Origin of the sequence: Acidovorax sp. K2F, from assembly GCF_025246485.1 — a bacterium.
GTDB classification, from domain to species: domain Bacteria; phylum Pseudomonadota; class Gammaproteobacteria; order Burkholderiales; family Burkholderiaceae_C; genus Acidovorax; species Acidovorax delafieldii.
In genome coordinates this window covers 65,744-79,880 of record NZ_JAOBSQ010000012.1, presented here as the reverse complement: position 1 = coordinate 79,880, position 14,137 = coordinate 65,744, and the positions used below count along the sequence as shown (strand labels likewise).

The window sequence follows — 14,137 nt, the reverse complement described above, 5'->3', positions numbered from 1 at the left end:
CCGCTGTACAGCCCGTGGTTGATCGGTGATGATAGGATGGTTTCTTTTCCACACCTAACACATTTCCGGTTACATGGCCGCTGTTGATACTGCCCTCAAAGAAGCCTCTGCAGTAGCCCTGCCCGGGCTCGGCCGCGCCCTGATGTCTGCGGGCAAACTGACCCAAAAGTCAGCAGAAGACATTTACAAAAAATCACAAATAAGCCGAACTAGTTTCATTGCCGAGCTGACGGGCTCTGGAGCTGTTTCTGCAGCGGATCTGGCGCACACGGTATCTGCAGTTTTCGGCGCACCACTGCTCGACTTGGACGCCATTGATCCTTTGCGTCTGCCAAAGGAGCTCCTGGATAACAAGATATGTCAAGCATATCGCGTGGTCGTCCTGAGCAAGCGTAACAACCGGCTGATCGTCGCAACGGCTGATCCGACTGACCAGGAAGCTGCAGAGAAAATCAAATTCACCACCCAAATGGGTGTGGATTGGATTATTGCGGAATATGACAAACTCAGCCGACTCGTAGAAGCCACCACCAAATCCGCAAGCGAATCCATGGATACGCTAATCAGTGGAGGGGGTGACTTCGCTTTCGATGACGTTGCTATTGAAGATGCGCCTGAAGAAGCGGATACAGGAACAACGGAAGTTGAAGATGCGCCTATCGTCAAGTTCCTGCACAAAATGCTGCTCGACGCCTTCAATATGCGCGCCTCCGATTTGCATTTTGAGCCTTACGAACACCAATACCGAGTCCGTTTCCGCATTGACGGAGAGCTGCGCGAAATAGCATCCCCACCGATCGCTATCAAGGACAAGCTCGCGTCCCGTATCAAGGTGATTTCGCGATTAGATATTTCCGAGAAGCGCGTTCCCCAAGATGGCCGCATGAAGCTCAAGGTGGGGCCGGATCGCGTGATCGATTTTCGGGTAAGCACCTTGCCCACCCTGTTTGGCGAAAAAATCGTGATCCGTATTTTGGATCCGAGCAGCGCCAAGCTTGGGATCGATGCGCTCGGCTATGAACCCGTGGAGAAAGAACGATTGCTCCAGGCGATTGGTCGTCCTTACGGAATGATTCTGGTCACCGGCCCTACGGGCTCTGGCAAGACAGTGTCTTTGTACACCTGTCTGAATCTGCTGAACAAGCCGGGGGTCAATATCGCAACCGCCGAAGACCCTTCTGAAATCAATTTGCCTGGCGTCAATCAGGTGAACGTGAATGAAAAAGCCGGTATGACCTTTGCCGTGGCACTGAAGTCGTTTCTGCGCCAGGATCCCGACATCATCATGGTGGGTGAAATCCGGGATCTGGAAACTGCAGATATTTCCATCAAGGCGGCGCAGACAGGTCACTTGGTGCTTTCCACGCTGCACACGAACGACGCGCCCACGACGCTCACGCGGATGCGCAACATGGGTATAGCGCCGTTCAACATCGCTTCCAGCGTGATTTTGATCACGGCGCAACGTTTGGCGCGTCGATTGTGTCCGGTGTGCAAGGTTCCCGCCGATATCCCCCATGAGACTTTGGTGGAGGCGGGATACGAGGAACACGACATTGACGGTTCCTGGGTGACCTATCGACCTGTGGGTTGCTCGGCCTGCAATAACGGCTACAAGGGCCGACTCGGCATCTATCAAGTAATGCCTATTTCCGAGGAGATCCAGCGCATCATTTTGCGCGACGGGAGCGCACTGGAGATTGCAGAGCAGGCACGCGCCGAGGGTGTTCGTTCGCTGCGCGAATCCGGGCTCTACAAAGCCAAATTGGGTCTGACTTCCCTTGAGGAAGTTCTGGCCGTCACCAACGAATAGCATCCACGGACGAGAGCACCATGGCGACCGCAGCATCAACCAAAGATATCAAGGATTTTGTCTTCGAGTGGGAGGGCAAGGACCGTAACGGAAAGATAGTTCGTGGCGAAATCCGCGCGGTCGGAGAAAACCAGGTGCAGGCGACGCTACGTCGCCAAGGGGTTTTCCCCACCAAAATCAAGAAGCGCCGTATGCGTTCGGGCAAAAAAATCAAGCCCAAGGATATTGCGCTGTTTACCCGTCAGCTAGCAACCATGATGAAGGCTGGCGTACCTCTGTTGCAGTCCTTCGACATTGTGGGTCGAGGCAATACCAATGCCAGCGTTACCAAGCTGCTCAACGACATCCGGTCCGATATCGAGACAGGGACATCGCTCAACGGCGCTTTCAGAAAGTACCCGATGTACTTTGACAGTCTCTACTGCAACTTGGTAGAGGCGGGCGAGGCTGCGGGTATTTTGGAAGCCCTGCTGGATCGGCTGGCTACGTACATGGAGAAAACCGAGGCGATCAAATCGAAGATCAAGTCGGCCCTGATGTACCCCATTTCCGTGGTGATTGTGGCTTTCGTGGTGGTGACGGTCATCATGATCTTCGTGATTCCAGCGTTCAAGGAGGTCTTCACGTCTTTCGGAGCTGACCTCCCAGCACCTACGTTGTTTGTGATGGCCATCAGCGAGGTATTTGTCAAATGGTGGTGGCTGATTTTCGGTGTCATCGGTGGTGGCTTCTACTTTTTCATGCAGGCATGGCGCCGCAGTGAAAAGGTACAGATGTTCATGGATCGGCTTCTGTTGCGGCTTCCTGTGTTTGGTGCCTTGATCGACAAATCCTGTGTCGCGCGCTGGACCCGGACGTTGTCCACCATGTTCGCTGCGGGCGTGCCGCTGGTGGAGGCGCTTGACTCGGTGGGTGGAGCCGCTGGCAATTCTGTGTATTCCTTAGCCACGGACAAGATCCAGCAGGAAGTCTCCACAGGCACCAGCCTCACGGCAGCCATGGGCAATGCCAATATTTTCCCTTCCATGGTGCTGCAGATGTGCGCGATTGGCGAAGAATCCGGCTCTATCGACCACATGCTTGGCAAGGCTGCCGACTTCTATGAAGCCGAGGTGGATGACATGGTGGCTGGCCTGTCCAGCCTGATGGAGCCCATCATCATCGTATTTCTGGGTACGCTCATCGGCGGTATCGTGGTATCCATGTACCTTCCCATCTTCAAGCTCGGTCAGGTCGTGTAATGGTGTTGGACGCGTGGTGGGACGCCGTTTTCGGCGGCGTGATTGGGTTGCTTTTCGGCAGTTTTCTGAATGTAGTTATTTACCGCCTTCCCAAAATGATGGAGAGGCAATGGGCGGCAGAGGTCGCGCAAGTCGAGGCATCCAACCAGGGCAAAGAGCTGCCCGAGGACACGCAGCCCACCTTTAACCTCATGACACCTCGGTCCCGCTGCCCGGCTTGTGGGCATGTGGTGCGGTGGCATGAAAACATTCCTGTCTTAAGTTATCTGTTTTTGCGCGGGCGGTGCTCGTCCTGCAAAACACGCATCAGCCCTCGCTACCCGATGGTCGAACTGGCAACGGGAGCGCTGTTCTTTTTCTGCATCCACCGCTGGGGCGCGACGCCTGCGGGGTTGGCATGGTGCGGCTTTTCGGCGGCCCTGATTGCTCTGGCGTTCATTGACTGGGACACCACGCTTTTGCCTGATGACATCACCTTGCCTTTGCTCTGGGCAGGGTTGCTGGCGTCTGCCCTGCAATGGACTAGCGTACCGTTATTTGCTTCCGTCATGGGCGCTGCGGCAGGGTACCTGTCGCTCTGGCTGGTCTACTGGGGCTTCAAATTGGCGACAGGCAAAGAAGGCATGGGCTACGGCGACTTCAAGCTGTTTGCCGCATTGGGCGCATGGTTTGGCTGGCAGGCGCTGGTGCCGATCATTTTGATGTCTTCGGTGATTGGCGCCATCGTCGGGATCGCAATGAAAATTTTCAGCAGCTTGCGTGAGGGTGGCTACATTCCGTTCGGCCCCTTCCTGGTGGGTGCAGGGCTCACCGCGATGGTGTTCGGCCCCAACGCCATTTTGGGTACAGTGCTCAGTCTTCTGGGGCTCTGACGAACTCTCATGGCAACCCACCGACAGCCCTTGCGCCTGGGTCTGACCGGCGGCATCGGTAGCGGCAAGAGCACCGTAGGCCAGATGATGGCGTCCTTGGGTGCAAGCCTCATCGACGCCGACCAGATCTCCAGGGAGGTGACTGGGCCGGGCGGTGCGGCCATGCCTGCCATTCGAACTACCTTTGGTGAAGCATATGTTGATGCATCGGGTGCGCTGGATCGTGCGCGCATGAGGCAACTGGCCTTCAGCCAACCGCAGGCGCGCAGCCAGCTGGAGGCCATCGTGCACCCCTTGGTGGCCTTGCAAAGCCAGCAAAGGATTCAACAAGCCCTACAGTCTGGCTGCCGATGGATCGTGCACGACATCCCGCTGCTGACGGAGTCCGGGCGGTGGGCGCGCCAACTCGACGCCGTGGTCGTGGTGGACTGCACAGAGCAGACCCAGATCGCGCGAGTCATGCAGCGCAGCGGTCTGTCTGCCGAAGCCGTACAAGGCATCATTGCCTCACAAGCTACGCGCCCAGCGCGCAGGGCGGTGGCCGATGTGGTGATTGCCAACGAAGCACGTTGCTCACTGGAGCAGTTACAGGCTGAGGTGCGGCAAGTGGCCACACTGTTCGGGCTATGATGCGTACGAAACCGTTTGTGCTTTCACCCCATGCCGTGCGCCACCGGCGTCAGAATACTCCCTGAGCCTCCAGGAACCCGCCAGCGTGATCCTTTACGAATACCCCTTTAACGAGCGTCTCAGAACCTATCTGCGGCTGGAGCAGCTGTTCCGCCGCTTGGGGGAGTTGATCCCCCGGCCTCACGCGCTGGACCACCATTTCGCCTTGGTGACGATTTTCGAGATCATGGATGTGGCCGCCCGGGCCGATCTGAAGTCGGATGTGCTCAAGGACATCGAAAAGCACAAGCACCAGCTCGACACGTACCGAGGCAATCCCTCCATTTCTGAAGCCGCACTGGACGCGGTGATCAGCCAGTTGGACCGGTGCTTCGTGGCACTCAACACCCAAAGCGGCAAGTCGGGCCATGCGCTGACGGAAAACGACTGGCTGATGAGCATTCGCAGCCGCATCGGCATTCCGGGCGGAACCTGTGGCTTTGACCTGCCAGCCTATTACGCGTGGCAACACCATCCCCCGGCGGTGCGTCAGCAGGCACTGGAAGAATGGGCCTCCACGCTGGCGCCCCTCGCCGAGTCGATCTATGTGCTGCTCAAGCTGCTGCGCGATTCAGGCGTGCCCCAAAAGGTCGCGGCAGAACGCGGACAGTTTCAGCAGAACCTGCCCCAGGGCCGCACCTTCCAGCTGCTGCGGCTTCGCATCGACCCAGCGCTGAACCTGATCCCGGAAATCAGTGGCAACCGTCTGATTGTCTCGGTGCGGCTCATGCGGCTGGAAGGCGATGGACGCCTGCACGCCTGCAACGAAGATGCGGCGTTTGAACTGACCCTGTGCGCGTAGGCCTTAGCCAGCCCTAGCCCAGAGACTGAATCGCGCCAAAGCCCGCTAAAGATCGGGCGGGCCGACTTGAGCAAGAGGATCACCCCAGGATGCCCCACTCACCAGCCCCTTCCTCGCAGGCGCGCATCGTCACCTGCCCCAGCTGCGGCGGAGATAGCGTGTACAGCGCCGCGAATGTGTACCGTCCGTTTTGCAGCGAGCGTTGCAAGCAGATAGACCTTGGCGCGTGGGCCAGCGAAAGCTTTCGCATGCCCACCGAAGCGCCGCCAGACGACGCCCCCCATGGCGACCCGCGCCAGCAGCATTGACCAAGGTCATAGGCGCCTTTCAAGAGCGATTTCGCCAAAAACCAGCGGTAGCGCCAGTGCTGCATGCCTGAAGAGCTACTAATTCAATAGCAAATCAGTCCCACACAGGCGGGAGTCTCACTCCACCGCAGACTGCAGACCCCGCTCCTCAGCCAGCCATTGCAACACCGGATAGGCACCGGGCAGCACCGGGGACACCGTGATCGGCATTTGCTGCCAGGCCATGGCCTGGCCTTCACGCATCTCGAATTCGCCAGTCCACTCCCAGACCTTGCACCAGTGCAGCCGCACCAGTGCGTGGGGGTAATCGTGTTCGGTCACTTTCCAGACGCTGGCCGGGCCGATGGTCACGCCCAGCTCCTCGATCAGTTCGCGGCGCAGCGCCTGCTCCACGGTCTCGCCCGCCTCCAGCTTGCCACCCGGAAACTCCCAGTACCCCGCGTAGGGCTTGCCCGGCGGGCGGGTGGATAGCAGCATCGCGCCGTCTGCGCGCAGCAGGATGCCCACGGCCACTTCGGTGTGTTTGCGTTCGGCAGTGGCCGGGACGCTGTCTGGAGCGAGATGTTCAGCCGCCATGTCGCCCCGCATAGTCACGCGCAAACTGGTACGCCACACGGCCGCTGCGCGAGCCACGCTCCAGCGCCCAGACCAGGGCCTCAGGCCGCGCCTCCTCAATGGCCTGTGCGGGCACACCGAACGACGACAACCACTGCGCCACGATGGTCAGATACTCCTGCTGGCTGAACGGGTAGAAGCTGACCCACAGGCCAAAACGCTCCGACAGCGAAATCTTCTCCTCCACCACCTCGCCCGGGTGCACCTCGCCGTCTTCGGTGTGGGTGTACGTGAGGTTGTCGGCCATGTACTCCGGCAGCAGGTGGCGCCGGTTGCTGGTGGCGTAGATCAGCACGTTCGGCGTGGCGGCCGCCACCGAGCCGTCCAGGATCGACTTGAGCGCCTTGTAGCCTGGCTCACCGTCCTCAAAACTCAGGTCATCGCAGAAGACGATGAATTTCTCGGGCCGGTCAGACACTACGTCCACGATGTCCGGCAGGTCGGTCAGGTCGGCCTTGTCCACCTCTATCAGGCGCAGGCCTTCGGCTGCGTAAGCGTTCAAGCAGGCCTTGATCAGCGACGACTTGCCGGTACCACGCGCACCGGTAAGCAGCACGTTGTTGGCGGGCTTGCCCTGCACAAACTGCTGCGTATTGCGCTCGATCTTTTCTTTTTGCGGATCGATTTCCTTAAGGTCTGCCAGCTGCATCGCCCCCACGTGGCGCACAGGTTCCAGCGCGCCATGCCCACTGCTGCGCTTGCGGTAGCGCCAGGCAATGGATGCTGACCAGTCGGGTGCTCCCAGCGGCTGGGGCAGCACCGACTCGATGCGGGCGATGAGCTGCTCGGCACGTTCGACCAAGCGTTCAAATTTTTCGTTCATTGTGGCGACATGCGCTAGTGAAATATGCCTCAACAGCTATCACAAAGATAGCAAAAACCAACTCACGAGCGGTAGTCGGCGTTGATGGTCACGTACTCGTGGCTGAAGTCGCAGGTCCACACCGTGTCCGCTGCGGTACCGCGCCCTAGTAGCACCCTCACGGTGATCTCGCTCTGCTTCATCACCCGCTGACCGTCTTCTTCGCGATAGGCAGGATTGCGCCCCCCTTGCAGCGCCACATGCACATCGTCCAGGTACAGGTCGATGCCGGTCTGGTCCAGGTCGTCAATGCCGGCGTAGCCCACGGCCGCCAGGATGCGGCCCAGGTTGGGGTCGCTGGCAAAAAAGGCCGTCTTGACCAACGGCGAATGGGCAATGGCGTACGCCACCTTGCGGCACTCGTCGCCAGTCTTGCCGCCTTCGACCCGCACTGTGATGAACTTGGTCGCCCCCTCGCCGTCCCGCACGATCGCCTGCGCCAGCTTTTGTGACACCGAGAGCATCGCAGCCTTGAGGGCCTGGCCGTCCGCGCTGTCGAGCGAGGTCACGGGCGCATGCGCTGCTTTGTTGGTGGCAACGACCACAAAGGAATCGTTGGTCGATGTGTCACCGTCAATGGTGACGCGATTGAAAGAGCCGTCAGCCAGATCACGCGCCAGTTGCTGCATGACGGCGGGCGCCACGCAAGCGTCCGTGGCCAGGAAGCCCAGCATGGTGGCCATGTTGGGGCGGATCATGCCCGCGCCCTTGCTGATGCCCGTGATGGACACTGTGGCGCCACCGATCTGCACCTGCGCAGAGAACGCCTTGGGCAGTGTGTCGGTGGTCATGATGCCCTCGGCGGCACGGGCCCAATGGCCGGGCTGCGCATCGGCGATGGCGGTGGGCAGTCCCGCTTCGATGCGGTCGCTGGGCAGCGGCTCCATGATCACGCCGGTCGAGAACGGCAGGATCTGCTCGGGCGCCACACTCAGCTGACGAGCGAGCGCAATGCAGGTGGCGCGCGCACGCGCCAGGCCGTCAGCCCCGGTGCCCGCATTGGCGTTGCCCGTGTTGATGACCATGGCGCGAATGGACTGGCCGCTGCTCAAATGCTCGCGGCTGATCTGCACCGGCGCTGCGCAAAAGCGGTTCTGCGTGAACACGCCAGCCACGCTGGCGCCCTCGTCCAGCAGGAACACGGTGAGGTCCTTGCGGTGGGCCTTGCGGACACCAGCTTCGGCAACACCGATGCGCACACCGGCGATGGGGTGCAGATCGGCAGCAACGGGGGCGACTAGATTGACGGGCATGAAGGTCTTTCTGAAAAAACTGCGGCCGATTATCCGGAAAACCGTGGCGCGCCAATGAAAACACGGGCCGAAGCCCGTGTTGTCTGGATCAGGAAATCAAGCCAGCTTGCCGTGGCACTGCTTGTATTTCTTGCCGCTGCCACAGGGGCAGGGGTCGTTGCGGCCCACACGCATACCTTCGGGCAGCGCTTGCTGGGCCACGGTCTGTGCATCCACCGTGGTTTCCACTTCGCCGGTTTCGGTGGGCGCGGTATAGGTCACGTTGGCAATGCTCTCGGCGCGCTGCTCCATGTCCTGCGCGGCCTGGTCGAGCTGCGCCTGCGACTGCACCTGCACGGTCATGAGGATCTTGGTGACCTCGTTCTTGACCTGGTCGATGAGCTGGCGGAACAGTTCGAAAGCCTCGCGCTTGTACTCCTGCTTGGGCTGCTTTTGCGCATAGCCGCGCAAGTGGATGCCCTGGCGCAGGTAATCGAGTGCGCTCAGGTGATCGCGCCAATTGGAGTCAAAGTTCTGCAGCAGCACCACACGCTCAAACTGCGTGAAGTTTTCGCGGCCCACCTGCTCGACCTTGGCATTGAAGGCAGCGTGCGCGGCCTGCAAGACCTTGTCCAGGATCTCGTCGTCGGTGATTGCATTGGCGCCCTGCACTTCCTGCTGCAGCGCGATCGGCACCTGCCATTCTTCTGCGAGCGCCTTTTCCAGCGCGGCCAGATCCCACTGCTCTTCCACCGATTCGGCGGGCACGTACTGGCGCACCAGATCGGTCATGCAGTCTTCGCGCATGGCCGCAATCACATCCGACAGGTCAGACGCGTCGAGGATGTCGTTGCGCTGCTGGTAGATCACCTTGCGCTGGTCGTTGGCCACATCGTCATACTCCAGCAACTGCTTGCGGATGTCGAAGTTGCGGGCCTCCACCTTGCGCTGGGCCGACTCGATGCTGCGCGTCACGATGCCCGCTTCAATGGCTTCGCCATCAGGCATCTTCAGGCGGTCCATGATCGCCTTCACGCGGTCGCCCGCGAAGATGCGCATGAGCGAATCGTCCAGGCTCAGATAGAAACGCGACGAACCTGGGTCGCCCTGGCGGCCCGAACGGCCACGCAGCTGGTTGTCGATGCGGCGCGACTCATGGCGCTCGGTGGCGATGATGCGCAGGCCGCCCAGCGCCTTGACCTTCTCGTGGTCAACCTTCCACTGCTCACGCAGCGCGGCCACCTTGGCGGCACGGTCGGACTCGGACAGGGATTCGTCGGCTTCGATGGCCGCCACATCCTTCTCGATATTGCCGCCCAGCACGATGTCGGTACCACGACCGGCCATGTTGGTGGCGATGGTGATCATGCCCTCGCGACCGGCCTGGGCCACGATGTCGGCCTCACGGGCGTGCTGCTTGGCATTGAGCACTTGGTGGGGCAGGCCTTCCTTGTTCAGCAGCTGGTCGATGATTTCGGAGTTCTCGATCGACGTCGTACCCACCAGCACGGGCTGGCCGCGCTCATGGCATTCGCGAATGTCCTTGATGGCGGCTTCGTACTTCTCGCGCGTGGTCTTGTAGACGCGGTCCAGCTGGTCGTCGCGCTTGCTGGGCCGGTTGGGCGGGATGACCGTGGTTTCCAGGCCGTAGATTTCCTGGAACTCGTAGGCTTCGGTATCGGCCGTACCGGTCATGCCGGCGAGCTTGTTGTACAGGCGGAAATAGTTCTGGAACGTGATGGAGGCCAGTGTCTGGTTCTCGGCCTGGATGTTCACGCCTTCCTTGGCTTCCACGGCCTGGTGCAGACCTTCACTCCAGCGGCGGCCCGACATCAGGCGGCCGGTGAACTCGTCCACGATCACGATCTCGCCGTTTTGCACCACGTAGTGCTGATCGCGGTGGTACAAGTGATTGGCCCGCAGCGCTGCATACAGGTGGTGCATCAGCGTGATGTTGGCCGGGTCGTACACCGAGGCGCCTTCGGCGATCAGGCCGTGGGACGCCAGAATGCGTTCGGCAGTTTCGTGGCCTTGCTCGGTCAGAAACACCTGGTGGGTTTTTTCGTCCAGCGTGAAGTCGCCGGGCTTGGTCACACCCTCGCCTGTGCGGGGGTCCGCCTCGCCTTCCTGACGCACCAGCAGGGGCACCACTTTGTTCATCGCGATGTACATCGCCGTGTGGTCTTCGGCCTGGCCACTGATGATGAGCGGCGTGCGGGCTTCGTCGATCAGGATCGAGTCCACCTCGTCCACGATGGCAAAGTTCAGGCCCTGTTGCACACGGTCCTGCGCTTCATAGACCATGTTGTCGCGCAGGTAGTCAAAGCCGTATTCGTTGTTGGTGCCGTAGGTGATGTCGGCACGGTACGCAGCCTGCTTTTCTTCACGGGGCATGTTGGGCAGGTTGATACCCACCGTGAGGCCCAGGAAGTTGTACAGGCGCCCCATCCACTGCGCATCGCGGTTGGCGAGGTAGTCATTCACCGTCACCACGTGCACACCCTTGCCCGAGAGGGCATTGAGGTACACCGGCAGCGTGGCCGTCAGGGTCTTGCCCTCGCCAGTGCGCATTTCGGCGATCTTGCCGAAATGCAGCGCCATGCCACCGAGCAACTGCACATCAAAGTGCCGCATCTTCATGATGCGCTTGGAGCCCTCGCGCACCACGGCAAAGGCTTCGGGGAGGATGCTGTCCAGCGACTCGCCCTTGGCCACGCGGTCCTTGAACTCCTGCGTCTTGGCCCGGAGCTGCTCGTCCGACAGCTTCTCGTAATCGGGCTCCATCGCATTGATGCGGGTCACCGTCTTGCGGTACTGCTTGAGGAGCCGGTCATTGCGGCTGCCGAATATTTTGGTGAGGAAGTTGGTGGCCATGCGAACAGGACCGCCTGCCCCGCTGCAATCAGCGCGCCAAGCGACCGAAATCCCTAAGATGAATTGAGTTCAGATGGGTCCTGCGACCGATATTGCAAGCATTGCAACTGCGGGCAGAGAACGCCGGACCCGCGATTTTACCTGCCCGGTGCCGGTGCGGCTGGCTGTCCTGCCAACGTGGAGGGCTGAATGGCGGCTACCTGTGCGCCAGTGGCCGTACCGCCCGCATTCAGGAACTTCTGTGGGTCCTGGAAAACCCCCTGCACCAGCACCTCAAAGTGCAGATGCGGCCCCGTCGAGCGGCCGGTGGTACCGATCTCCGCAATCTTTTGCCCGCGGCGCACGATGTCGCCCTGCTTGATCAAGACGCGCGAGGCATGGGCATAGCGCGTCACCAGCTGGTTGCCATGGTCTACCTCGATCATGTTGCCGTAGGCGGGGTGGTACTCCTGGGTAACAACCACGCCTCCGGCGGCCGCCAGGATGGGTGTGCCGGTGTCGGCCTGGAAATCCAGCCCGGTGTGCAAGGCCGACTGCCCCGTAATGGGATCGACCCGCCAGCCAAAACCCGACCCTGCGACACGCCCCGTGACGGGCGCATGGGTCGGAATCATCTTCTTGCGGATGTGCTGGTCAAACAGACGGGACTCCAGCACCGTCATCAGATCCACACGCTGGTTGGTCAGGCGCTCCAGATCATCCAGGGTGGTTTGCAGCTCTTCCATGGACAGGTTGCGCGCGCTCACGAGGGCGCCGCCGCGGGCATCCGCTTTCTGAATGTCAGCAGGCGCCATGCCTGCCAAGCCCAGCACACGGTCTCCGAGGGACTCCAGCTGCACCATGCGCGCTTGCATTTCACCCACACGCCGGGCCATGGCATCGAGATTGGCGCGCATGAATCGGTCACGCTCGGCAAACTCATCCTTGACCACAAGGCGCACCAGCGAGCCCACGATAGGCCACCCTTCACGCGCCCCTTTCAGAAAAACCCAGTGGTAGAGCCCTGCAGCCACCACCATCAGGCACAGCGACACAGCAAGCCCCGCCAGGACCAAGCGCGTGCCAGACAAATGAATGGCCCGGCTGCGCGCCAGTCTGGCGTCCGTGATAATCAAATGCACTGCCAATACTCCACGCCCGAAGACGCCACACCATGAATCGCCGCCACTACGCCGTCACCCTGCAGCAAGCCAGCGAGGAATCCCCCACGCTGGCAAAGCTTACAGCGCTGACACGCGACTCCAGTGATCGGCTCAAGGCCATTGAATTGCTGATTCCCGCCGCGTTGCGCCCAGCGGTGCAGGCAGGCCCCATTGACGGGGACAGCTGGTGCCTGCTGGTCAAGAGCAACGCTGCGGCGGCAAAAATACGCCAACTGCTGCCTGCTTTGCAGGCGCATCTGCGCAGTCGGGGGTGGGAGGTTAACGCGATTCGCCTGAAAGTTCAAACCTGACGACCAGGGCGTCAGTGCCAGGGAATGCAAAAAGCAAGAGAAATGGTGCCGGTTGTCGGAATCGAACTGACGACCTACCGCTTACAAGGCGGGTGCTCTACCAACTGAGCTAAACCGGCGAAGGCAGTATTTTATCCTGTAAAAACCGCCCGAAATTTGAAACAGCAGCTATTTGATGCGCTTCAGCGAGGGGCGTGCTCCACCTTGAGCAGGCGGCGGCCGAGGAGCGTCGCCCCCATCATCCTTGTGGCCATCTTCCACACCCACCAGCTGCACGACACGGTCTTCGGCAGGCACGGCAGCCGTCGCCTCTTCCGCTTGCATCGGCGTGGGGGAAGCTGCAGACAGTGCAGAGGGAGCCCCCTCTGCAGAAGTCAACAGATCCACCGGTGGCGGGAACGCCATACCTTGACCGTTCTCACGGGCATAGATGGCGATCACACGGCCGACTGGCACCAGGATTTCGCGGGGCTTGCCACCAAAACGCGCCTTGAATTCAATGAATTCATTGCCCAGTTGCAGCGCGCTGGTCGCATCAAAACTGATGTTCAGAACGATCTCGCCATCCTTCACATACTCGCGCGGCACCTGCACGGAGTCGTCCACACGCACCGCCACGTAAGGCGTGAGCCCGTTGTCGGTACACCATTCGTACAGGGCGCGAATGAGATAGGGGCGCGTGGAGGTCGATTCCGGTGCGGTCATGGATGGCGGTACTACAGCTGCTATGGAGGGAGGGAAGTCTGCAGGCCGCTGCTTACTTGCGCATGACCTTTTCGGACGGCGTCAGCGCTTCAATGTAAGCCGGGCGCGAGAAGATGCGCTCAGCGTACTTGAGCAGCGGGGCCGCATTCTTGGACAGATCAATGCCGTAGTAGTCGAGGCGCCACAGCAGCGGCGCGATGGCCACGTCCAGCATCGAGAAGTTGTCGCCCAGCATGTACTTGTTCTTGAGGAACACCGGGGCCAGCTGCGTCAGGCGGTCACGGATGTGGGCGCGCGCCTTTTCCAACGCTTTCTCATTGCCCTTGGTCGCACGCGATTCGAGCGTGTTCACATGCACGAACAATTCCTTCTCGAAGTTGAGCAGGAACAGGCGCACGCGGGCGCGGTCCACCGGGTCACCAGGCATCAGTTGCGGGTGAGGAAAACGCTCATCGATGTACTCATTGATGATGTTCGACTCGTACAGGATCAGGTCGCGCTCGACCAGGATCGGCACCTGGCCGTACGGGTTCATCACGCTGATGTCTTCGGGCTTGTTGTACAGGTCCACATCGCGGATTTCAAAGTCCATGCCTTTTTCAAACAGGACAAAACGGCAGCGGTGGGAGAAGGGACAGGTCGTACCCGAGTAAAGCACCATCATGGTGGGAGGCTCCTAAAAATCAAAAGA

At 60.4% G+C, this 14,137-nt stretch carries 14 protein-coding genes and 1 tRNA gene; 7 read left to right on the top strand and 8 right to left on the bottom strand.

Annotated elements, in window-relative coordinates; all coding sequences use genetic code 11:
* Nucleotides 1-73: 73 nt before the first annotated feature.
* The 6 genes from pilB (at nucleotide 74) to N4G42_RS05120 (ending at nucleotide 5,705) form a co-directional block, all read left to right on the top strand.
* Entirely contained in the window at nucleotides 74-1,813 is a 1,740-nt protein-coding gene (gene pilB, locus N4G42_RS05145) for a type IV-A pilus assembly ATPase PilB (RefSeq protein WP_260666410.1), read from the top strand.
* Between the two features lie 20 nt (nucleotides 1,814-1,833).
* On the top strand, nucleotides 1,834-3,054 hold the full coding sequence (locus N4G42_RS05140) for a type II secretion system F family protein (protein WP_099731095.1): 1,221 nt from the start codon (nucleotides 1,834-1,836) through the stop codon (nucleotides 3,052-3,054).
* Nucleotides 3,054-3,926: an A24 family peptidase gene (locus N4G42_RS05135; RefSeq protein ID WP_260666409.1), complete on the top strand. Its 873-nt coding sequence runs from the start codon at nucleotides 3,054-3,056 to the stop codon at nucleotides 3,924-3,926. Before N4G42_RS05140 ends, N4G42_RS05135 begins: the two co-directional genes overlap by 1 nt.
* A gap of 9 nt (nucleotides 3,927-3,935) precedes the next feature.
* Nucleotides 3,936-4,556 (top strand): dephospho-CoA kinase, encoded by a 621-nt coding sequence (gene coaE / locus N4G42_RS05130; protein ID WP_260666408.1) that lies wholly within the window; start codon nucleotides 3,936-3,938, stop codon nucleotides 4,554-4,556.
* 85 nt (nucleotides 4,557-4,641) lie between these two features.
* Nucleotides 4,642-5,397: a cell division protein ZapD gene (zapD, locus tag N4G42_RS05125; RefSeq protein WP_056060302.1), complete on the top strand. Its 756-nt coding sequence runs from the start codon at nucleotides 4,642-4,644 to the stop codon at nucleotides 5,395-5,397.
* A gap of 89 nt (nucleotides 5,398-5,486) precedes the next feature.
* Nucleotides 5,487-5,705: a DNA gyrase inhibitor YacG gene (locus tag N4G42_RS05120; protein ID WP_082522383.1), complete on the top strand. Its 219-nt coding sequence runs from the start codon at nucleotides 5,487-5,489 to the stop codon at nucleotides 5,703-5,705.
* A 117-nt stretch (nucleotides 5,706-5,822) separates the two neighbouring features.
* On the opposite strand, the gene N4G42_RS05115 is transcribed toward N4G42_RS05120, so the two are convergent.
* The 5 genes from N4G42_RS05115 to N4G42_RS05095 form a co-directional block, all read right to left on the bottom strand.
* A complete protein-coding gene (locus N4G42_RS05115) occupies nucleotides 5,823-6,281 on the bottom strand; it encodes an NUDIX domain-containing protein (protein WP_099732210.1) in 459 nt (152 codons plus the stop codon).
* Nucleotides 6,271-7,143, bottom strand: a complete 873-nt coding sequence (locus tag N4G42_RS05110) for an ATP-binding protein (protein ID WP_192418211.1) — start codon at nucleotides 7,141-7,143, stop codon at nucleotides 6,271-6,273. Before N4G42_RS05110 ends, N4G42_RS05115 begins: the two co-directional genes overlap by 11 nt.
* Before the next feature lie 62 nt (nucleotides 7,144-7,205).
* On the bottom strand, nucleotides 7,206-8,435 hold the full coding sequence (gene argJ / locus N4G42_RS05105) for a bifunctional glutamate N-acetyltransferase/amino-acid acetyltransferase ArgJ (protein WP_260666407.1): 1,230 nt from the start codon (nucleotides 8,433-8,435) through the stop codon (nucleotides 7,206-7,208).
* 96 nt (nucleotides 8,436-8,531) lie between these two features.
* Complete coding sequence (gene secA / locus N4G42_RS05100; protein ID WP_056747269.1) at nucleotides 8,532-11,288, bottom strand: preprotein translocase subunit SecA; 2,757 nt, start codon at nucleotides 11,286-11,288, stop codon at nucleotides 8,532-8,534.
* A gap of 137 nt (nucleotides 11,289-11,425) precedes the next feature.
* Nucleotides 11,426-12,409, bottom strand: a complete 984-nt coding sequence (locus N4G42_RS05095; RefSeq protein WP_108498321.1) for a M23 family metallopeptidase — start codon at nucleotides 12,407-12,409, stop codon at nucleotides 11,426-11,428.
* 32 nt (nucleotides 12,410-12,441) lie between these two features.
* On the opposite strand from N4G42_RS05095, the gene N4G42_RS05090 reads away from it, so the two are divergent.
* Nucleotides 12,442-12,741, top strand: a complete 300-nt coding sequence (locus N4G42_RS05090; protein WP_056060290.1) for a hypothetical protein — start codon at nucleotides 12,442-12,444, stop codon at nucleotides 12,739-12,741.
* Nucleotides 12,742-12,784: 43 nt separating this feature from the next.
* On the opposite strand, the gene N4G42_RS05085 is transcribed toward N4G42_RS05090, so the two are convergent.
* The 3 genes from N4G42_RS05085 to N4G42_RS05075 form a co-directional block, all read right to left on the bottom strand.
* A tRNA-Thr gene (locus tag N4G42_RS05085) sits at nucleotides 12,785-12,860 on the bottom strand.
* A 49-nt stretch (nucleotides 12,861-12,909) separates the two neighbouring features.
* Nucleotides 12,910-13,446 carry a ClpXP protease specificity-enhancing factor gene (locus tag N4G42_RS05080; protein WP_260666405.1) on the bottom strand — a complete coding sequence of 179 codons (537 nt, stop codon included), beginning with the start codon at nucleotides 13,444-13,446 and terminating at the stop codon, nucleotides 12,910-12,912.
* A gap of 52 nt (nucleotides 13,447-13,498) precedes the next feature.
* The gene (locus N4G42_RS05075; RefSeq protein ID WP_005794209.1) at nucleotides 13,499-14,110 is read right to left on the bottom strand and encodes a glutathione S-transferase N-terminal domain-containing protein; all 612 of its coding nucleotides are present in this window, start codon (nucleotides 14,108-14,110) and stop codon (nucleotides 13,499-13,501) included.
* Nucleotides 14,111-14,137 lie beyond the last annotated feature (27 nt).

Coding starts and splice junctions, on each gene's coding strand:
- N4G42_RS05080 (WP_260666405.1), bottom strand. CDS start 13,446: ATGACCGCACCGGAATCGACCTCCACGCGCCCCTATCTCATTCGCGCC.
- N4G42_RS05090 (WP_056060290.1), top strand. CDS start 12,442: ATGAATCGCCGCCACTACGCCGTCACCCTGCAGCAAGCCAGCGAGGAA.
- N4G42_RS05135 (WP_260666409.1), top strand. CDS start 3,054: ATGGTGTTGGACGCGTGGTGGGACGCCGTTTTCGGCGGCGTGATTGGG.
- N4G42_RS05120 (WP_082522383.1), top strand. CDS start 5,487: ATGCCCCACTCACCAGCCCCTTCCTCGCAGGCGCGCATCGTCACCTGC.
- coaE (WP_260666408.1), top strand. CDS start 3,936: ATGGCAACCCACCGACAGCCCTTGCGCCTGGGTCTGACCGGCGGCATC.
- N4G42_RS05110 (WP_192418211.1), bottom strand. CDS start 7,143: ATGAACGAAAAATTTGAACGCTTGGTCGAACGTGCCGAGCAGCTCATC.
- N4G42_RS05075 (WP_005794209.1), bottom strand. CDS start 14,110: ATGATGGTGCTTTACTCGGGTACGACCTGTCCCTTCTCCCACCGCTGC.
- argJ (WP_260666407.1), bottom strand. CDS start 8,435: ATGCCCGTCAATCTAGTCGCCCCCGTTGCTGCCGATCTGCACCCCATC.
- N4G42_RS05140 (WP_099731095.1), top strand. CDS start 1,834: ATGGCGACCGCAGCATCAACCAAAGATATCAAGGATTTTGTCTTCGAG.
- secA (WP_056747269.1), bottom strand. CDS start 11,288: ATGGCCACCAACTTCCTCACCAAAATATTCGGCAGCCGCAATGACCGG.
- N4G42_RS05115 (WP_099732210.1), bottom strand. CDS start 6,281: ATGGCGGCTGAACATCTCGCTCCAGACAGCGTCCCGGCCACTGCCGAA.
- pilB (WP_260666410.1), top strand. CDS start 74: ATGGCCGCTGTTGATACTGCCCTCAAAGAAGCCTCTGCAGTAGCCCTG.